Source organism: Streptomyces sp. M-16, from assembly GCF_052114405.1.
GTDB lineage: Bacteria > Actinomycetota > Actinomycetes > Streptomycetales > Streptomycetaceae > Streptomyces.
The window spans coordinates 1-15,463 of the sequence record NZ_JBFRER010000155.1 but is presented as its reverse complement, the minus strand read 5'-3'; the positions used below and the strand labels follow the sequence as shown (position 1 = coordinate 15,463).

The following is a 15,463-nucleotide window of genomic DNA, read 5'->3' as shown; positions in this document are numbered from 1 at the left end:
GGGCGGGCGCCGCGGCGGCCGACGGCGCGGCCGCCAGCGTCGCGGCGGCCGCGAGGGCCAGCGGGATGAGCTTCGCGTTGCGAGGGGGCATGCCAGCAGCGTCGCCCGCCCCGTCGGGCCCCGCCACGGGTGGAGGAGCGTACGGGTGGTCGGGCCGCTCGGGCGGCGTACGCGAGGGGGTTCCGGCGGGGCGGCGGGAAGRTCCGCCACCCCGCCGGAGGGGTCTAGCGGGCCGAGCCCACGATCCGGCCGGTGACCTCGCCGAGGCCGACGCGGGTGCCGTCGGCGCCGGGGGCCCAGGCGGTGAGGGTGACGGTGTCGCCGTCCTCCAGGAAGGTGCGCTTGCCGTCGGCCAGCTCGATGGCGTCGCGGCCGTTCCAGGTGAGCTCCAGGAGGGAGCCGCGCTCGTCGACCTCGGGGCCGCTGACGGTGCCGGAGCCGTACACGTCGCCGGTGCGCAGCGAGGCGCCGTTGACGGTCATGTGGGCCAGCTGCTGGGCGGCGGTCCAGTACATCGAGGCGAACGGCGGGCGCGCCACCTCCTGCCCGTTGATGGAGACGGTGATGCGCAGGTCGAAGCCGCCGGGGCGGTCGGCCGCGGAGTCGTCGAGGTAGGGCAGGAGCGGGAAGTCCCGGGCGGGCGGGGCCACGCGGGCCGCGTCCAGGGCCTCCAGGGGGGTCACCCAGGCGGAGACGGAGGTGGCGAAGGACTTGCCGAGGAAGGGGCCGAGCGGCACGTACTCCCAGGCCTGGACGTCGCGCGCGGACCAGTCGTTGAGGAGGAAGAGGCCGAAGACGTGGTCCTCGAAGTCGCCGAGCGCGACGGGGCGGCCCAGCTCGGAGGGGGTGCCGACGACGAAGCCGACCTCGGCCTCGATGTCGAGCTTGACGGAGGGCCCGAAGACGGGCGCCGGGTCGGTGGGGGCCTTGCGCTGCCCGGAGGGCCGCACGACGTCCGTGCCCGACACCACGATCGTTCCCGACCGGCCGTGGTAACCGATGGGCAGGTGCTTCCAGTTGGGGGTCAGCGCGTCCCCGTCCGGGCGGAAGATCTTCCCGACGTTGGTGGCGTGGTGCTCGCTCGCGTAGAAGTCGACGTAGTCCGCGACCTCGTACGGCAGGTGCAGGGTGACGGCGTCGAGCGGCAGCAGGTGCGGCTCGACGGTCTCGCGGTGGCCGGGGTCGGTCACCCAGGCGGTCAGCGCGCGGCGCACATCCCGCCAGGCGGTGCGGCCGGCGGCCAGCAGGGGGTTCAGCGAGCCCTGGGCGAGGAGCCCCGCGTACGGGGATCCGAGCGCGAGGGCGACGGCCCCCGCGTCGAGCACGTGCCCGCCGATCCGCACGCCGACGCGGCGGCGCTCCGGCTCCTGCGGGGTGCTGAACACGCCGTAGGGGAGGTTGTGCGGCCCGAACGGGTCGCCCTCGGGAACGTCGAGGGGGCTCTGCTGGGGCATGGGGTACTGCCTCGCTTTCCATGCGGTCCGGGGGTGTCCCGGGGGCTGGCTGACACGTTACGTGGCTGGTGAGGTCTGTGGGAGGCCGGATTCGGGCGCTATTTGTAGGACTTGTCCAATGGGGTCCGTATCCTTGGCGCCGTGACTTCCGCCCTTCCCTATGCCTTGATCGCCACTGACCTGGACGGGACTCTGCTGCGCACCGCGGACACCGTCTCCGCCCGCTCGTACGCGGCCCTCGCCACAGCGCGCGCGGCGGGAGCCCAGCACATCGTGGTCACCGGACGCCCCGTCCCGCAGGTCCGGACGATCCTGGAGGATCTTGGGTATACGGGGCTCGCGGTGTGCGGGCAGGGCGCGCAGGTGTACGACACGGCGCGCGGGCGCCTGCTGCACTCCGTTTCCATGGACCGGGGGCTCGCGGAGGTGGCCCTCGGCAAGATCGAGGCCGAGATCGGCGAGGTCTACGCGGCGGTCAACCAGGAGGGGCTCGACGGGGAGACCCTGATGGGGCCGGGCTACCGGATGTGGCACCCGCACCTGCCCATGGTCCGCGTCCCCCGGCGCGACGACCTCTGGTCGGCGCCGATCAACAAGGTGCTGCTCCAGCACCCGCACCTGGACGACGACGAGCTGACCCGGGCGGCGCGCGCGGTGGCCGGGGACCTGGTGAACGTCACGATGGCGGGGGAGCACACGGTGGAGCTCCAGCCGCCCGGCGTCGACAAGGCGGTGGGGCTGGCGCGGGCGGCCGAGGTCCTGGACCTTCCGGCGTCGTCGACGATCGCCTTCGGCGACATGCCGAACGACGTCCCGATGTTCGCCTGGGCGGCGCACGGGGTGGCGATGGCCAACGCCCACCGCGAGCTGCTGGCCGTGGCCGACGAGGTGACCCTCTCGAACGAGGCGCACGGCATCGCGGTGGTCCTGGAGCGCCTCTATTCCTGAACGCGCCGGACCGGACTCCGGCCGACGGCCCAGGGCGGGGTGAGCTCCCAGGTGTGCGCGCCGGGGTGGGCCAGGTACGCCCAGCAGCCCGTGCCGCGGCCGGGGGCGGTGGCCGGGCAGTCGGGCAGGGTGACGACTGTTTCCAGCCACCCGTCGCTGCCCGGGCCGGGCCACTGGGCCCACAGGGCCGCGCCGGAGCCGGAGTCGTGGACCAGGTCCATGTGGGGCCCGGAATGCCGTTCGAGCGCGCAGCGCAGCTCGGGGCCCTCTTCCAGCGCGGCCCGCAGGGCGCGGGCGTTCCCGGCGAGGAGTTCCGCGAGGGCGTCGAGGTGGGTGGCCGACAGGAGGCCGGGTGCGCCGCAGAGGTTGCTCACGCGGCCCACCCCCGGGCGACGATCCAGGTCACGCAGCACACCCAGGCGACGGCCCCGACGGTCACGGCGACGGCCTCCAGGCGGGGTGTCACGGCCGGCCCTCCACGCTGAGGGCGTTGCGCCGCGCGATCTCGGCCCGGAGCCGCTCCATGGGGTCGGCGAGCCGCACCTCACGGGGCTCCGCCTCCCACTCGGGGCCCCCGCGCACGGGCCGCAGCGCCCAGTACGGTCCGGCGATCCCCCGGAACTCCCCGACGCGGTCGGCGCGTCCGGTGTCCACGACGAGGGTTCCGGGGATGGGAGGTGGGGGAAGGGGCGTTCCACACACGGCGGTTCCTCTCCGTAGCGATGCCACTACCAAGCGGGTTCAGAGTGGCCGGGCGGTGGGGACACTTCAACTTGCCAGTGGGGAACGGAAGATTGGTCACGAGCCTGTGAATCGCAAGGAGTTGAACCCCGAGGCAGGCCCCGAAGCGGCCTTCGGGGCGCGTCTGCGCAGCTCGCGGGAAGAGCGCGGCTGGAAGCAGGAGGAGCTCGGGCGACGGCTGGGCTACTCCAGCACGCACGTCTCGGCGGTGGAAACCGGGCGCAAGATTTCTACTCTGCGTTTCGCGCGCAGTGCGGACGCGGTCTTCGGCACCGCGGGGACCGAGAACACGTTCGAACGCCAGTGGCGGGAGATCCGCCACGGCGTCCTGCTGGAGGGCTTCCCGGAATTCCTCGGCTACGAGAGCCGGGCGGTGGAGATCCGGCTGTACGAGGTCGGCGTCATACCGGGACTGCTCCAGACGCCGGAGTACGCGACGGTGCTGGCCGAGAGCGCGGTCAAGCGGGGGGCCATCACGGCCGATCACGCGGCCGAGCGTATTTCCGTCGTCGCGGAGCGGCAGGACGTGTTGCTGCGCACGTCTCCGCCCCTGATCCTCGCGGTACTCGACGAGAGCTGCATCCGCCGCCCGCTCGGCGGACCCACCCTCATGCGGGACCAGTTCACGCGACTGCTCGAATTCGCCGAACTGCCGAACACCGTGCTCCAGATCGCCCCGTTCGAGATGGGGGAGCGACGGCCGTTCAACCTGCCAGTCACCGTGTTGACACTGCAGGACCGCTCGATCATGTCCTACGCGGAATCCGCCCAACGGGGCCATCTGGAACGGGACAACAACTCTGTGGTGCCCATGCTGACGGCCTACCATCAGCTCCAGGCCGAAGCGCTCACGCAGGCGTCTTCTGTGGCCTTGATCGATCAGCTACGAAAGGGCACGTCGTGACGACCGAATCCCCCCGCTGGTTCACGTCTTCCTACAGCGACAACGGTGGCCAGTGCGTCGAGGTCGCCACCAACCTCGTCGCCGTGCGCGGTGTGGTCCCCGTCCGGGACTCCAAGCGCGTCGATGGTCCGGAACTCGACTTCACCGCCGCCGCGTTCTCCGCTTTCGTGGAGGGCCTCAAAGCTGTCTGACTTCGAGAGGGGCGCCCCGTGACGACCGAATCCCCCCGCTGGTTCACGTCTTCCTACAGCGAAAACGGTGGCCAGTGCGTCGAGGTCGCCACCAACCTCGTCGCCGTGCGCGGTGTGGTCCCCGTGAGGGACTCCAAGCGCGCCGACGGCCCGGAACTCGGCTTCGCCGCAGCCGCGTTCGCCGCCTTCGTCGACGGCATCAAGGCCGGGGTCTGAGCACCCGTACGGGCTTCGGGCGTGTTGCCCGAAGCCCGTACGGCTACTGCATCAGCTCGATGTGGGGATGTTCCGGCGCCGCCGGGCAGAAGTAGATCTGCTGTTTGTAGCCGCTGCCGATCTGGATCCGGGTCGGTTGCATCAGGTCGCGGTAGCGGGGGTCGGTCGAGGCTGCGGCGGCCTGGTCTTCGTACGGGATCCAGCTGCCGTTGCTGCTATCCCATTCGAAGGTGGCGATGGTCAGCAGCGGGTCCATCGCGGTGCCGCACGCGGGGCAGGACCGGGGAGCGGGGTCGGTGTAGCCCCACATGGGCCAGCCGCCGGCCTTCCAGCCGGGGGCGATGGACAGGTGGCTCCCGTAGAACTCGTCCGGGTAGGGGGCGTAGGAGCTGTCCACAGGGGCGCCGGCCGCCTGCCACAGGCTCCAGTCCCCGATCTTCTCCCGCAGTTCCCCGCTCAACTCCGCGCGACTGGGGTACTCGGTGACCTGCTCCGGCGCGAGCACGCACGGCTCCGGCAGGTATTCCTCGACCACCAGGGGCGGTTCCGGGGGTGAGGTGAGGACCTCGTTGACGGCGGCCGCGGACCGCCAGACCACCACGGTCCTGGGCATGTACTGCTCCGGAGGGTGGTCGAAGGGGCACCACAGCACCTGGAGCAGATCCGCCCCGGCCCCCGCGGGCGGGCGCAGCCCGGGGACGTCACGCACGTAGAGCTGGGTCAGGGGCAGCAGGGCGACCGGGCCCTCAAGCCACGAGCCGTCGTGCCAGGTTTCGTCGGAGTCGAGCCGGTCCAGGACCGCCTGCTCCGCAGGTGTGTACCCCGGGGCGGGCGCATCGCCGTCCGGGTGCATCGCCTCGCTCGCCCGGATGCGCTGCTGCAGGCGCAGCTCGGCCAAGGCGTGGTCCCCGCCCTCGTGCGGGGCGTCGCAGTGCGGCCAGGGCTCGTCGGCGGGCCACAGCAGTGGCCCGCCGACCGAACTGTCGTGCACCGAAGGAGCTCCGGGGCGGGGATGCAACCGGGTCGCCGTGCGTGCCAGCGGGGCCAGTCGGGGGAAGACCGCGGTGACGTCGAGCGGCCGCGGCGGGGTGGTACGGACGGCATCCATGACGACGATGCTGCCAGCACCCTCTGACAGCGCCGATCACCGATCCACGACGGTACTTGGCGGTCGCGGCAGGGAGTCGTCGCGGAAGCCGCGCCCGGCCCTGGCCCGCCGTCCTCGGCAGGCGGCGCTCCCACGTGCGGTGGAAGACGACCTCCTCGCCCTCCCGGCACACCACCTCGTTCGACGTCAGGAAGCCGCCCTCGTCGCACGTGATCTCCGAGCGGGTCTCCACCCGGGCGTCCCAGCCCTCCTGGGGCCGGTGGAGCCGGATGCGCCAGTCCGAGCGGCAGGACGCGGACAGCGGGTCCACGTCAGAGGAGGTGCGGTGGTGGTACGACCAAGACCACGGCGAGGAGGCGGGGCCGCATCCGGGGAAACGCCTGGGTCTCGAACCATCCTCCGGAACCGAGTGTGTGGCGGCGGGCCGTTCCGGGCGTGGGGTCGCCCAGTTCGGTCGGGTCGATGCCGAGGTTCGCGAGTTCGACGATCTGGTCGGCGACGGCCTTCACCTCGTCTCGGACGGCCTTTGGGTAGCTGACCTCGTCCTCGGTGTGGAAGGCGTACTCCCATGCCCAACGGTCATCGGTCACCAGGCGGTCCCGCCGACCGTGCGGACGCCCGCCTCGGTAGCGGCGGTTCTGCGGATGCGGCTGATCTCGGCGGCGATCTCGCGGGCCTCGTCGAGGTCGACGACTTCGCCGGCACGGGCCTCCAGCGCGCGAAGCCTGCCGGCGGTCTCCGGGTGCCGTGCGATGGCCACCTCGACGGCCCAGGCCTCGGTAAAGGTGCGAAGGGGCGTGGCGGACACCTCAGCACGTGCGCGGGCGGTGCTCGCCGCACGGTCACGGTCGAAGTCGGCGAGGAGGTGAGGGGCGATCTGGGCGAGGGCCGCGCGGATCGCCTCGGGCTGGATGGGCGGCTGCGGGGTGGCCGATGGCTGGGGCGCGGTACTCATACGGCTTCGGCCCTCTCCTGCTGGTCCGGTTCGCCCGCCCGGTAGGCGCTGGCGAGAGTGGTGACGTGCCGGCGGGACCAACCGAGACGGCGGCCGATCGCGGCCTTCTGCCCGCCGCGGTCTGCGCAGCGGCTGTGACCCGCCGTGCGATGGAGGTGCACCTGCGCCAGGGCCTGCTCGGCCCGGCGTACGGCCCCGAGGGTGCCCGGATCGCTCTTCTCGCCGCCGCTCAGGGGCCCGCTCGCTGCTCGCACGAGTCGAGCGTAATCCGTCGCCAACAGATGACGCCATGAGCGCCTTGAGGCCAATGGCCGAGCCGAGGGCCAGCGCCCCAGCGGGCCCAGCGGGCAGTTCCGGGCCGCAGAGCGTGGTGTGGTCCGGTGCGGGACTCCGGGTCGCCGACGGGGGCTCAGCCCGCCGTGCGGGGGAAGCGGCGTTCCCACGTGCGGTGGAAGACGACCTCGTCGCCCTCCCGGCACACCACCTCGTTCGAGGTGAGGAAGCCGCCCTCGTCGCAGGTGATCTCCGAGCGGGTCTCCACCCGCGCGTCCCAGCCCTCCTCCGGCCGGTGGAGCCGGATCCGCCAGTCCGAGCGGCAGGCCGCCGACAGCGGGTCCGCGTCCTGGATCTCGTAGACCTCCGCCGCCTCCTCCTCGTACTCCAGCCCGTCCGGGTAGACCCGGGTGCCGCCGTAGCGGGGGTCCACCTCCAGGCGCCAGGTCCCGCGCGCCACGTCCCGTACGACCACCCGCTCCGGGCGCGGCCCGTCCAGGGTCTCCGGGTACGAGACCCCCAGCGGCTCCGCCTGTTCCGGGGCCTCGAAGACGATGCCCGCGTCCGTGGCGGGGGAGCCCGAGCGGACCGGGAGTTCGAGGGTGCTGCCCTCCGGGTCGAGGGTCCAGCCGGCCTCCGAGCCGGCCCGGGGCCAGATCCACGGCCAGTACGCGGAGGACAGGGCGAGGCGGATCCGGTGGCCCGGCGGGAACGCGTGCCCGATGCCGTTCAGCTCGAAGGTGACGTCCTCCTCGGCGCCCGGGGTCCACGGAACCGCCCGGTCCCGCCCGCGCCGCGCGGACAGGTTCAGCGCGCCCCGGGTGACGAGCGTCGAGGAGCCGTCGGGGGCTACGTCGCACAGCCGGGCCACGACCTGCCCGTACGGGACGTCCATCCGCAGCCGCAGGGTCACCGAGGGGCGGCCCAGGATCTCCACCGGCTCGCCCGGCGCCACCGGGAACTCGAAGCAGGCCGACTTCGCGTCCTCCTCCCGCTGGTCCGGCGGCAGGTCGGCGGCGTTGCCGAAGGGGAAGAAGCGGCCGGCGTCCAGCCCGGTGTGCTGGGGCGAGGCCACGACCACCGGGGGCCCCTGGAGGCCGTACGAGACGGGGACCACCGAGGGGGAGGGCCAGGCCCGTTCGCCGACCCAGCGGCCCTCCAGCCGCTCGTACACGGTCGCGGGCCGGTGCGACTCGCTGATCCAGGAGCGCAGCAGCGGCTCCTCCATGACGCCGTTGTCCTCGCCCTTGAGCCAGTGGTCCCACCACCGCAGGGTCTCCTGGAGGAAGCCGATCGCCGGGCCCGGCGGCAGCCCCCGGTCCGGGTACTGGTGCGACCAGGGGCCGATCAGCCCCCGGACGCGGGAGGCGGGCAGTGCGGAGACCAGGCGCAGGACGGTGTCCCGGTAGGGGTCGTGCCAGCCGCCGACGGCGAGGACGGCCGCGCGGACGGCCCCGTAGTCCTCGCAGACGCTGCCGTGGCGCCAGTAGGCGTCGCGGGTCTGGTGGGAGAGCCAGGTGTGGATCAGGGGCTCCATCCCCTCCAGCCGCTCCAGCCACTGCCGGCGCCAGCCGTCCCCGGCGTAGCGCGGGTCCGGGGGGCGGGAGGCGAAGGCGAGCATCGTGGCGGCCCACGCGTGCATGTCCACGGCCAGCACCGAGCCGCCCATGTAGTGCACGTCGTTGTCGAAGCGGTCGTCGGTGGAGCAGACGGTGACGACCGCCTTCAGCGCCCGGGGGGCCAGCGCGGCGATCTGGAGGCTGTTGAAGCCGCCCCAGGAGATCCCGAACATGCCGACCGCGCCCGTGCACCACGGCTGGGCGGCCAGCCACTCCACCACCGCGACCCCGTCGGCCAGTTCCCGGGCGTCGTACTCGTCGCCGGGGCGGCCCCCGCTGATGCCGTGGCCGCGCACGTCGACCCGTACGCAGGCGTAGCCGTGGCCCGCGTACCAGGGGTGGCGCTGGGCGTCGCGCGGGGCGGTCCAGTCGGTGAGCCGGTACGGGAGGTACTCCAGCAGGGCCGGGACGGGCTCGTCCGTCACCGGGCGCCAGATCCGGGCGTAGAGCTCGACGCCGTCGGGCATCGGGATCCGGACGTCCTCGTGGGCGGTCGCGTACGGGAAGTCGGTTCGGATGATCATCGGAGTGGGTTCACCGGTCCCCTCAGTGGACGGGATGCATCGTGCGGCGCAGCCAGGGCGCCATCGCCATCACGGCCAGGCCCACCGCGACCGCGACGGCGCCGTTGACGCCGAAGTACACCGGGTCGGACACCGTGCCGTAGACCTTGACCACCTGGGCCTGGATGCCGTTGGCCAGGGCCAGGGAGAGGAACCACAGGGCCATCGTCTGGCCGGCGTAGGCCTTGGGGGCGAGTTTGGTGGTGGCCGACATGCCGGAGGTCTCCAGCAGTACGTCGCCGAGCCCCAGCAGCAGGTACGAGCCGACGATCCACCAGGCGGCCATCCGGTACGCCCCGCCGTCGTGTCCCGAGGTGGGGATCACCATCAGCAGGAAGGACAGGCCGCCCAGGATCACGCCGATGGCGATCTTGTTGGAGGCGTGCGGCTGACGGGGTCCCATGCGGACCCACAGCGCGGCCACCACCGGGGCCAGCAGCACCTCGAAGGCGCCGAGCGCCGAGGCGTACCAGCCGGCCGGGAAGTCGAAGCCGAGGATCTCGGTGCGGGCGTTCGTCGAGGCCAGCAGCATCATCGTCGAGTAGGCCTGGAAGAGGATGAAGTTGAAGGCGACCGAGGCCAGGAAGAGCACCACGTACGGGCGCAGCCGTCCGCGTTCCCCGGCGCTGACGCGCGGGCTGCGGAACATGAGCGTGAAGTAGACGACCGGGGCGATCACCGAGACGAGGGTGAGGAGGTCGACGAGACGGCTCATCGTCAACCAGCCGACGACCGCCAGGAGGGTGGCGGTGACGGCGAGGGCGACGCAGCCGGCGACGGTCTTCCGGACGGCGGCGCGCATCGCGTCGGGGGGAAGGGCGTACTCGGCCGAGTGCTTGCGTCCGGCCAGATGGCGGCGTCCGAGGACGTACTGGACGAGCCCGGCGGTCATCCCGATGGCGGCGGCGGAGAAGCCCCAGTGCCAGCCCTTGTTCTCGCCGAGCCAGGCGGTGACCAGCGGTCCGGCGAAGGCGCCGATGTTGATGCCCATGTAGTAGAGGGCGAAGCCGGCGTCGCGCCGCTGGTCGGCCGTCCGGTACAGCTTGCCGACCATGCTGGCCACGTTGGGCTTGAGCAGGCCGGTGCCCGCGCTGATCAGGCCGAGGCCCACCCAGGTCATGGTGGCCGTGGGGACGGCCATGGCGTAGTGGCCGCAGGCGATCAGGATGCCGCCGGAGAGGACGGCGCGGTACGAACCGAGGATGCGGTCGGCGAGCCATCCGCCGGCCACGGAGACGAGGTAGACCATGGTCCCGTAGGCCGCCGAGACGGAGGCGGCCGTGGACGGGTCCATCCCCAGGCCGCCGTTCGCGACCGTGTCCGCGAAGTAGAGGACGAGGATGGCCTGCATGCCGAGGAAGGAGAACCGCTCCCAGACCTCCAGCCCGGAGAGGGTGGCCAGGCCCCTGGGGTGACCGAGGAAGGCGTGGTCGTCGCCGGGTGGCGGCTGGTCCGCCTCCGGGTCCCTGGGTTCGTCTATATCGGTCACAGTTCTGGACAAAACGCATTCTCCGGTTGTTTCGGGTCTCTACGAACATACCGGTGCGCATCGGGCGATGCGTACGTGGCGACCGGGCAGGCGCTCTGGGTGATCGAAAACAGACCGGATACGCTGGCTTGAGTGATGGCAGCGACACATCGACAATCCAGGTGATCGTCAGCGTGATCGTCAGCAGACAGGAGTACCCCTCGTGACCGTCGTCGGGCCGTTCGGACTGAGCGTGCGGGACCAGGCTCTTGAGACCGATGTCCAGGCCGGACTGGCCGCCGTCGAGGCGGGTCTGCTGGAAGCCACCAAGAGCGAAGTCCCCTTCATCACCGAGGCAGCGCAGCATCTGGTGCGCGCCGGAGGCAAGAGGTTCCGGCCGCTGCTGGTGATGCTCGCCTCCCGCTTCGGCGACCCCTACGCGCCCGGGATCGTGCCGTCCGCGGTGGTCGTGGAGCTCACCCACCTGGCCACGCTCTACCACGACGACGTCATGGACGAGGCGGACGTGCGCCGCGGGGTGGAGAGCGCCAACGCCCGCTGGGGCAACTCGGTGGCCGTCCTGACGGGTGACTTCCTGTTCGCCCGCGCCTCCCACATCCTGGCCGACCTCGGACCCGAGGCCGTACGCATCCAGGCCGAGGCCTTCGAGCGGCTGGTGACGGGCCAGATCCTGGAGACGGCCGGCCCGCGCGACGGCCGCGACCCGGTCGCGCACTACCTCGACGTCATCGCCGGCAAGACCGGCTCGCTGATCGCGGTCTCCGGACGCTTCGGCGCGCTGATGTCCGGGGCCGACGAGTCGGTCGTCGACATCCTGACCCAGTACGGCGAGCGCCTCGGCACCGCCTTCCAGCTCGCCGATGACGTCCTCGACATCGCCTCCGACTCCCACGAGTCCGGCAAGACCCCCGGCACCGACCTGCGCGAGGGCATCCCCACGCTCCCCGTGCTGCGGCTGCGGGAGATGGCCGAGCGCGACGGCCGCGAGGAGGACCTGGAGCTCGTACGGCTGCTGGACGGGGACCTGAGCGACGACGCCCGGCTCGCCGAGGTGCTCGCCCGGCTGCGGGTGCACCCGGCGCTGGAGCAGGCCCGCCGCGACACCATCCAGTACGCGCAGGACGCGCGCGCCACGCTCGCCCCGCTGCCGGAGTGCTTCGCGAAGTCGGCCCTGGAGGAGCTCTGCGACGCGGTGGTCCACCGCGCCGGCTGAGCCGTCCCCATCGGCACCGGAAGGGGCCCCTCACCCACGGCGACCCCTACGGGTCAGGGGTGAGGGGCCCCTTCCGTGTCATCCCACGGTCGTACGCGCAGTTGATTCCGGGGACTGACGCCCCGAGCCCGCCCATTTGGTCAGATGGAGTCATCAACCCCACCGGATCGGGTGAGTGCGGTGACACGGGGGTCGCCGCCACAGACACAGAGGGCAGGGCACTGACATGGCAGCGAACACGAAGACCTCTCGCAAGGCCGCCCGGTACGCCGTACCGGTAGCGGTGGCGGGCATCGCCGCGGCGACCGTGGCGATGGTCCCGGCCTTCGCCAACGCCGGCGGCCCGGACCTGCCCGAGGTGACGGCGCAGCAGCTGATCGAGAAGGTCGCGGCCTCCGACGTCCAGCAGCTCACCGGTACGGCCAGGCTCAGCACCGACCTGGGCCTGCCGACGCTCGCCTCCGGCCTGCTGGGCGGCGGCGGGGTCGCGGGCGGCTCGGCCGACCCGCAGGACAAGGTCGCGCAGCTGGCCAACGGCACGCACACCTTCCGCGTCGCCGCCGACGGCCCGGACCGGCAGAAGCTGACCTTCCTGGACGGCAAGGACGAGTACACCCTCGTCCACAACGGCACGGACGTCTGGGGCTACGACTCCAAGTCGAACGAGGCCTTCCACGAGAAGGCCGACGGCAAGGACGGGGGCAAGGACGCCGGCAAGGGCAAGGAGCACCCGAAGACGGCCGACCGGCTCGCGGCCTCGCCGCAGCAGATGGCCCAGGACCTGATCAAGCAGGCCGGCCCGACCACCGACATCGGCGTGGGCGACACCGCGCAGGTCGCCGGCCGCGACGCCTACCAGCTCGTCCTGAAGCCCAAGCAGAGCGGCTCCACCGTCGGCTCGGTCCGGATCGCCGTCGACGCCAAGAACGGCGTGCCGCTGCGCGTCCAGCTGCTCTCCAGCCAGGGCGGCAAGCCGATCGCCGAGGCGGGCTTCACCCAGGTCGACTTCGCCAAGCCGGGCGCCGACGCCTTCTCCTTCACCCCGCCCAAGGGCGCCAAGGTGACCGAGGGCGCGGACAAGGCCGCCGGGAAGGGCGGGGAACACGGCAAGGAGTTCGGTCCGCTGGAGGCCTTCCCCGGTCTGGACGCGCTGACCGGCGGGGCGGACGGCAAGGGCGGCAAGGGCGACGTGAAGGTCCTCGGCGAGGGCTGGGCGACGGTCGCGCGCATCGACACCGGCGCCGGCAAGAACCTGAGCGACATCGAGAAGGACAAGAACGCGCCGAAGGAGGCCAAGCAGTTCCTGAACTCCCTCGGGGACAAGGTCACCGGGAAGTTCGGCGAGGGCCGGATCTTCTCCACCCGCCTGGTCAACGCGCTGATCACCGATGACGGCAAGGTCTACGTCGGCGCGGTCACCAAGGACCAGCTGGTGAAGACGGCGGACTCCGCCAAGTAGGCGCACCACCGACGAGGGTGGCCGGGGACATGTGTCCCCGGCCACCCTCGTCCTGTTTCGCTCCTGCGTACAGCAGGGCCGCTGTACCGTGAACGCCATGTCGAGACACGTCACCATCCGCCTGGACGAAGAGTTCCACGAGCGCCTCAAGGCGCGCGCGGCGGCACTGGGGACGACGGTGACCGCGCTGATCACCGAGGTCACCGAGCGCGAACTCGACGAGGACCGGAAGACCTTCCTGTCGGGCATAGAGGAGTTCGCCGACCACTGGGGCTACTTCCAGGAGCGGTTCGGCAATTGAAGATCACCATGGAGTGGGCCTGGACTGCCCTGGCCCACCATCTGCCGTCGGATCCCGCCGTGTGGGACCCCTCCGGGGTCGCCGCTGCCGTCGCCCGGCACCAGAACGACCTGGTGCTGGTGCCCGAGCAGCCCGCTCCCGACACGGCCTGGCGGGCCGCCGCGTTCCTGCACACCCTCGCCGTGTGCCCCGCGCTGGAATCCCCGATGAACGAGTTCTACGCGGCCGCGGCCACCCGCTCGTACCTGCGGGTGGCCGGGGCCAAGCAGCTGCCCTCGCCGGAGGAGCTGGGCGACCTGGTGGAGGCCGCGAAGCTGGGCCGGGTGGACATCGGGGCGGTCGCGGAGGAACTGCGCGCCCGCATCCAGGAACCCCTGCCCGCCTCGCTACGGTCGGCCGCCGAGGACGCGTAGCCCTGGAGGACTGGATCATCCGGTGGTTCGTTGCCGGAAGTCGGTCCGTCAGAAGGTGATCTTCCAGCTGTTGATGTAGCCGACGTCCTGCGCACCCACGTCCTTGACCTGGAGCTTCCAGACCCCGTTGGCCACCTCGCTCGACGCGTTCACCGTGTAGGTGGCGATCACGTTGTCGGCCGAGTCCGAGCCGGAGTTCTTCAGCAGGTACGCCGTGCCGTCCGGGGCGATCAGGTTGATCACCAGGTCACCGCGGTAGGTGTGGACGATGTTGACGTCGACCTTGGTGGTGGCGGGCGCGTTGCCCGTGACCCCGGAGACCGTGATCGGCGAGGTCACCGCGGCGCCGGGGGAGTCGGGGATGTTCACGTCCGCGGTGTTCTCGAAGGACGGGCCCGGCGGGACCGGGGTGGCCGCCCCGAGGTTCCAGACCGCGTAGGCGATGGCGTCCGCGTTGCGGTCCAGGGCGGTGTCGTCGATGTTCGCGGTGGTGTCGCAGGAGGCGTGGTAGCAGGCGTCGAAGGCCCTGCCGGAGGTGCCGCCCCACTTCTGGGCCTGCGCCGCCGTCTTGGTGTAGTCGGCGCCGGAGAACAGGCCGCCGACGGGGATGCCCGCGTTCTTGAAGGGGGCGTGGTCGGAGCGGCCGTCGCCCTCGGTCTCGATCTCGGTGGGGATGCCGAGGCCGGCGTAGTAGTTCTTGAAGGTCTGCTCGATGGTCGGGTCGTCGTCGTAGACGAAGTAGCCGGGGTTCGGCGAGCCGATCATGTCGAAGTTCAGGTAGCCGGAGATCTTCGCCTTCTCGGCCGCCGGCAGGTTGTTGACGTAGTACTTCGAACCGACCAGGCCCAGCTCCTCCGCGCCCCACCAGCCGAAACGCAGGTGCTTGGTGGGCTGCAGGCCCGCGCGGGAGACCGCCAGCGCCGTCTCCAGGACGGCCGCCGAACCGGAGCCGTTGTCGTTGATGCCCGCGCCGGCCGTCACCGAGTCCAGGTGGGAGCCGGACATCAGCACGGAGTTCGGGTCGCCGCCCGGCCAGTCGGCGATCAGGTTGTAGCCGGTGGCGCCGCTGGAGGTGAAGCTCTGCAGCGTGGTGGTGAAACCGGCCGCGTCCAGCTTCGCCTTCACGTAGTCGATCGAGGCCTTGTAGCCGGACCGGCCGTGGGCGCGGTTGCCGCCGTTGGCGGCGGCTATGGAGGAGAACTGCGCCAGGTGGGCCTTGACGTTGGCCAGCGGGATGTCGGGCGGTGCCGGCGCGGCGGTGACGGCCGTGGGCGCGGCGAGCGCGGCGGGGGAGGTGGCGGCCAGCAGGCCCGCGACCGCGAGTGCGGTCACGGCGGCCAGGCGCCGGGAGACGGACAGGCTCATGTGGGGGCTCCGTGATTCCGTACGGGGATGAGACGGAACGTGCGGGATCGATCAGGTGAACGATGGTGCGCCGGTGCGAGCCTGATGTTCAGTGAGAGCGTGACGGTCCGTCAAGATCAGAATCCGGACAAGGGAGTTCGGTAAACGGACGATCCCCGGTACGAGGGTTTCGTACCGGGGACCGGGGGAGAGGAGTGAAGGCCGTTACGCGGGCCCGCGGGCGGGGGCCGCCCCCGCCGCGGGGGCGTCGG

At 71.8% G+C, this 15,463-nt stretch carries 18 protein-coding genes and 1 pseudogene; 8 read left to right on the top strand and 11 right to left on the bottom strand.

Annotated elements, in window-relative coordinates:
- Window positions 1–224: 224 nt before the first annotated feature.
- Entirely contained in the window at window positions 225–1,454 is a 1,230-nt protein-coding gene (fahA, locus tag AB4039_RS38360) for a fumarylacetoacetase (protein ID WP_266841043.1), read from the bottom strand.
- Window positions 1,455–1,595: 141 nt separating this feature from the next.
- Between fahA and AB4039_RS38355 the strand changes: the two genes are divergently transcribed.
- On the top strand, window positions 1,596–2,402 hold the full coding sequence (locus AB4039_RS38355; protein ID WP_442272935.1) for a Cof-type HAD-IIB family hydrolase: 807 nt from the start codon (window positions 1,596–1,598) through the stop codon (window positions 2,400–2,402).
- Here the strand turns inward: AB4039_RS38355 and AB4039_RS38350 are convergent.
- Together AB4039_RS38350 and AB4039_RS38345 are read right to left on the bottom strand one after the other, a co-directional pair.
- Window positions 2,393–2,776, bottom strand: coding sequence for a hypothetical protein (locus AB4039_RS38350; RefSeq protein WP_442272934.1), 384 nt, complete (start codon window positions 2,774–2,776; stop codon window positions 2,393–2,395). The genes AB4039_RS38355 and AB4039_RS38350 overlap by 10 nt on opposite strands.
- An 88-nt stretch (window positions 2,777–2,864) precedes the next feature.
- Window positions 2,865–3,137: a hypothetical protein gene (locus tag AB4039_RS38345; RefSeq protein WP_442272933.1), complete on the bottom strand. Its 273-nt coding sequence runs from the start codon at window positions 3,135–3,137 to the stop codon at window positions 2,865–2,867.
- A 73-nt stretch (window positions 3,138–3,210) separates the two neighbouring features.
- On the opposite strand from AB4039_RS38345, the gene AB4039_RS38340 reads away from it, so the two are divergent.
- From AB4039_RS38340 to AB4039_RS38330, 3 genes are read left to right on the top strand one after another with little or no spacing between them, the layout of a single operon-like run.
- Window positions 3,211–4,047: a helix-turn-helix domain-containing protein gene (locus AB4039_RS38340; protein WP_442272932.1), complete on the top strand. Its 837-nt coding sequence runs from the start codon at window positions 3,211–3,213 to the stop codon at window positions 4,045–4,047.
- Window positions 4,044–4,238 carry a DUF397 domain-containing protein gene (locus tag AB4039_RS38335; RefSeq protein WP_442272931.1) on the top strand — a complete coding sequence of 65 codons (195 nt, stop codon included), beginning with the start codon at window positions 4,044–4,046 and terminating at the stop codon, window positions 4,236–4,238. The genes AB4039_RS38340 and AB4039_RS38335 overlap by 4 nt, the downstream gene beginning before the upstream one ends.
- A gap of 18 nt (window positions 4,239–4,256) precedes the next feature.
- On the top strand, window positions 4,257–4,454 hold the full coding sequence (locus tag AB4039_RS38330) for a DUF397 domain-containing protein (RefSeq protein WP_442272930.1): 198 nt from the start codon (window positions 4,257–4,259) through the stop codon (window positions 4,452–4,454).
- A gap of 43 nt (window positions 4,455–4,497) precedes the next feature.
- On the opposite strand, the gene AB4039_RS38325 is transcribed toward AB4039_RS38330, so the two are convergent.
- The 7 genes and pseudogenes from AB4039_RS38325 to AB4039_RS38295 form a co-directional block, all read right to left on the bottom strand.
- Complete coding sequence (locus AB4039_RS38325) at window positions 4,498–5,562, bottom strand: hypothetical protein (RefSeq protein WP_442272929.1); 1,065 nt, start codon at window positions 5,560–5,562, stop codon at window positions 4,498–4,500.
- A 103-nt stretch (window positions 5,563–5,665) separates the two neighbouring features.
- A pseudogene (locus AB4039_RS38320) lies at window positions 5,666–5,869 on the bottom strand (CocE/NonD family hydrolase); the annotation flags it as partial.
- 4 nt (window positions 5,870–5,873) lie between these two features.
- A complete protein-coding gene (locus AB4039_RS38315; RefSeq protein ID WP_266841059.1) occupies window positions 5,874–6,152 on the bottom strand; it encodes a hypothetical protein in 279 nt (92 codons plus the stop codon).
- The gene (locus AB4039_RS38310) at window positions 6,149–6,517 is read right to left on the bottom strand and encodes a hypothetical protein (RefSeq protein ID WP_266841061.1); all 369 of its coding nucleotides are present in this window, start codon (window positions 6,515–6,517) and stop codon (window positions 6,149–6,151) included. Before AB4039_RS38310 ends, AB4039_RS38315 begins: the two co-directional genes overlap by 4 nt.
- On the bottom strand, window positions 6,514–6,771 hold the full coding sequence (locus tag AB4039_RS38305; protein ID WP_442272928.1) for a hypothetical protein: 258 nt from the start codon (window positions 6,769–6,771) through the stop codon (window positions 6,514–6,516). Before AB4039_RS38305 ends, AB4039_RS38310 begins: the two co-directional genes overlap by 4 nt.
- Window positions 6,772–6,926: 155 nt before the next feature.
- Window positions 6,927–8,933, bottom strand: coding sequence for a CocE/NonD family hydrolase (locus AB4039_RS38300; RefSeq protein ID WP_442272927.1), 2,007 nt, complete (start codon window positions 8,931–8,933; stop codon window positions 6,927–6,929).
- Window positions 8,934–8,955: 22 nt separating this feature from the next.
- On the bottom strand, window positions 8,956–10,452 hold the full coding sequence (locus tag AB4039_RS38295; protein ID WP_442272936.1) for a peptide MFS transporter: 1,497 nt from the start codon (window positions 10,450–10,452) through the stop codon (window positions 8,956–8,958).
- A 211-nt stretch (window positions 10,453–10,663) separates the two neighbouring features.
- Between AB4039_RS38295 and AB4039_RS38290 the strand changes: the two genes are divergently transcribed.
- From AB4039_RS38290 to AB4039_RS38275, 4 genes are all read left to right on the top strand, one after another.
- Window positions 10,664–11,674 carry a polyprenyl synthetase family protein gene (locus tag AB4039_RS38290; RefSeq protein ID WP_266841067.1) on the top strand — a complete coding sequence of 337 codons (1,011 nt, stop codon included), beginning with the start codon at window positions 10,664–10,666 and terminating at the stop codon, window positions 11,672–11,674.
- Window positions 11,675–11,900: 226 nt separating this feature from the next.
- Complete coding sequence (locus tag AB4039_RS38285; RefSeq protein ID WP_266841069.1) at window positions 11,901–13,133, top strand: sigma-E factor regulatory protein RseB domain-containing protein; 1,233 nt, start codon at window positions 11,901–11,903, stop codon at window positions 13,131–13,133.
- A 97-nt stretch (window positions 13,134–13,230) separates the two neighbouring features.
- Entirely contained in the window at window positions 13,231–13,434 is a 204-nt protein-coding gene (locus tag AB4039_RS38280) for a hypothetical protein (RefSeq protein WP_234333790.1), read from the top strand.
- Complete coding sequence (locus AB4039_RS38275) at window positions 13,431–13,847, top strand: hypothetical protein (RefSeq protein ID WP_266841075.1); 417 nt, start codon at window positions 13,431–13,433, stop codon at window positions 13,845–13,847. The genes AB4039_RS38280 and AB4039_RS38275 overlap by 4 nt, the downstream gene beginning before the upstream one ends.
- Before the next feature lie 48 nt (window positions 13,848–13,895).
- On the opposite strand, the gene AB4039_RS38270 is transcribed toward AB4039_RS38275, so the two are convergent.
- The gene (locus AB4039_RS38270; protein WP_266841077.1) at window positions 13,896–15,212 is read right to left on the bottom strand and encodes a M28 family metallopeptidase; all 1,317 of its coding nucleotides are present in this window, start codon (window positions 15,210–15,212) and stop codon (window positions 13,896–13,898) included.
- Window positions 15,213–15,463 lie beyond the last annotated feature (251 nt).

Coding starts and splice junctions, on each gene's coding strand:
- AB4039_RS38285 (WP_266841069.1), top strand. CDS start 11,901: ATGGCAGCGAACACGAAGACCTCTCGCAAGGCCGCCCGGTACGCCGTA.
- fahA (WP_266841043.1), bottom strand. CDS start 1,454: ATGCCCCAGCAGAGCCCCCTCGACGTTCCCGAGGGCGACCCGTTCGGG.
- AB4039_RS38280 (WP_234333790.1), top strand. CDS start 13,231: ATGTCGAGACACGTCACCATCCGCCTGGACGAAGAGTTCCACGAGCGC.
- AB4039_RS38270 (WP_266841077.1), bottom strand. CDS start 15,212: ATGAGCCTGTCCGTCTCCCGGCGCCTGGCCGCCGTGACCGCACTCGCG.
- AB4039_RS38310 (WP_266841061.1), bottom strand. CDS start 6,517: ATGAGTACCGCGCCCCAGCCATCGGCCACCCCGCAGCCGCCCATCCAG.
- AB4039_RS38325 (WP_442272929.1), bottom strand. CDS start 5,562: ATGGATGCCGTCCGTACCACCCCGCCGCGGCCGCTCGACGTCACCGCG.
- AB4039_RS38300 (WP_442272927.1), bottom strand. CDS start 8,933: ATGATCATCCGAACCGACTTCCCGTACGCGACCGCCCACGAGGACGTC.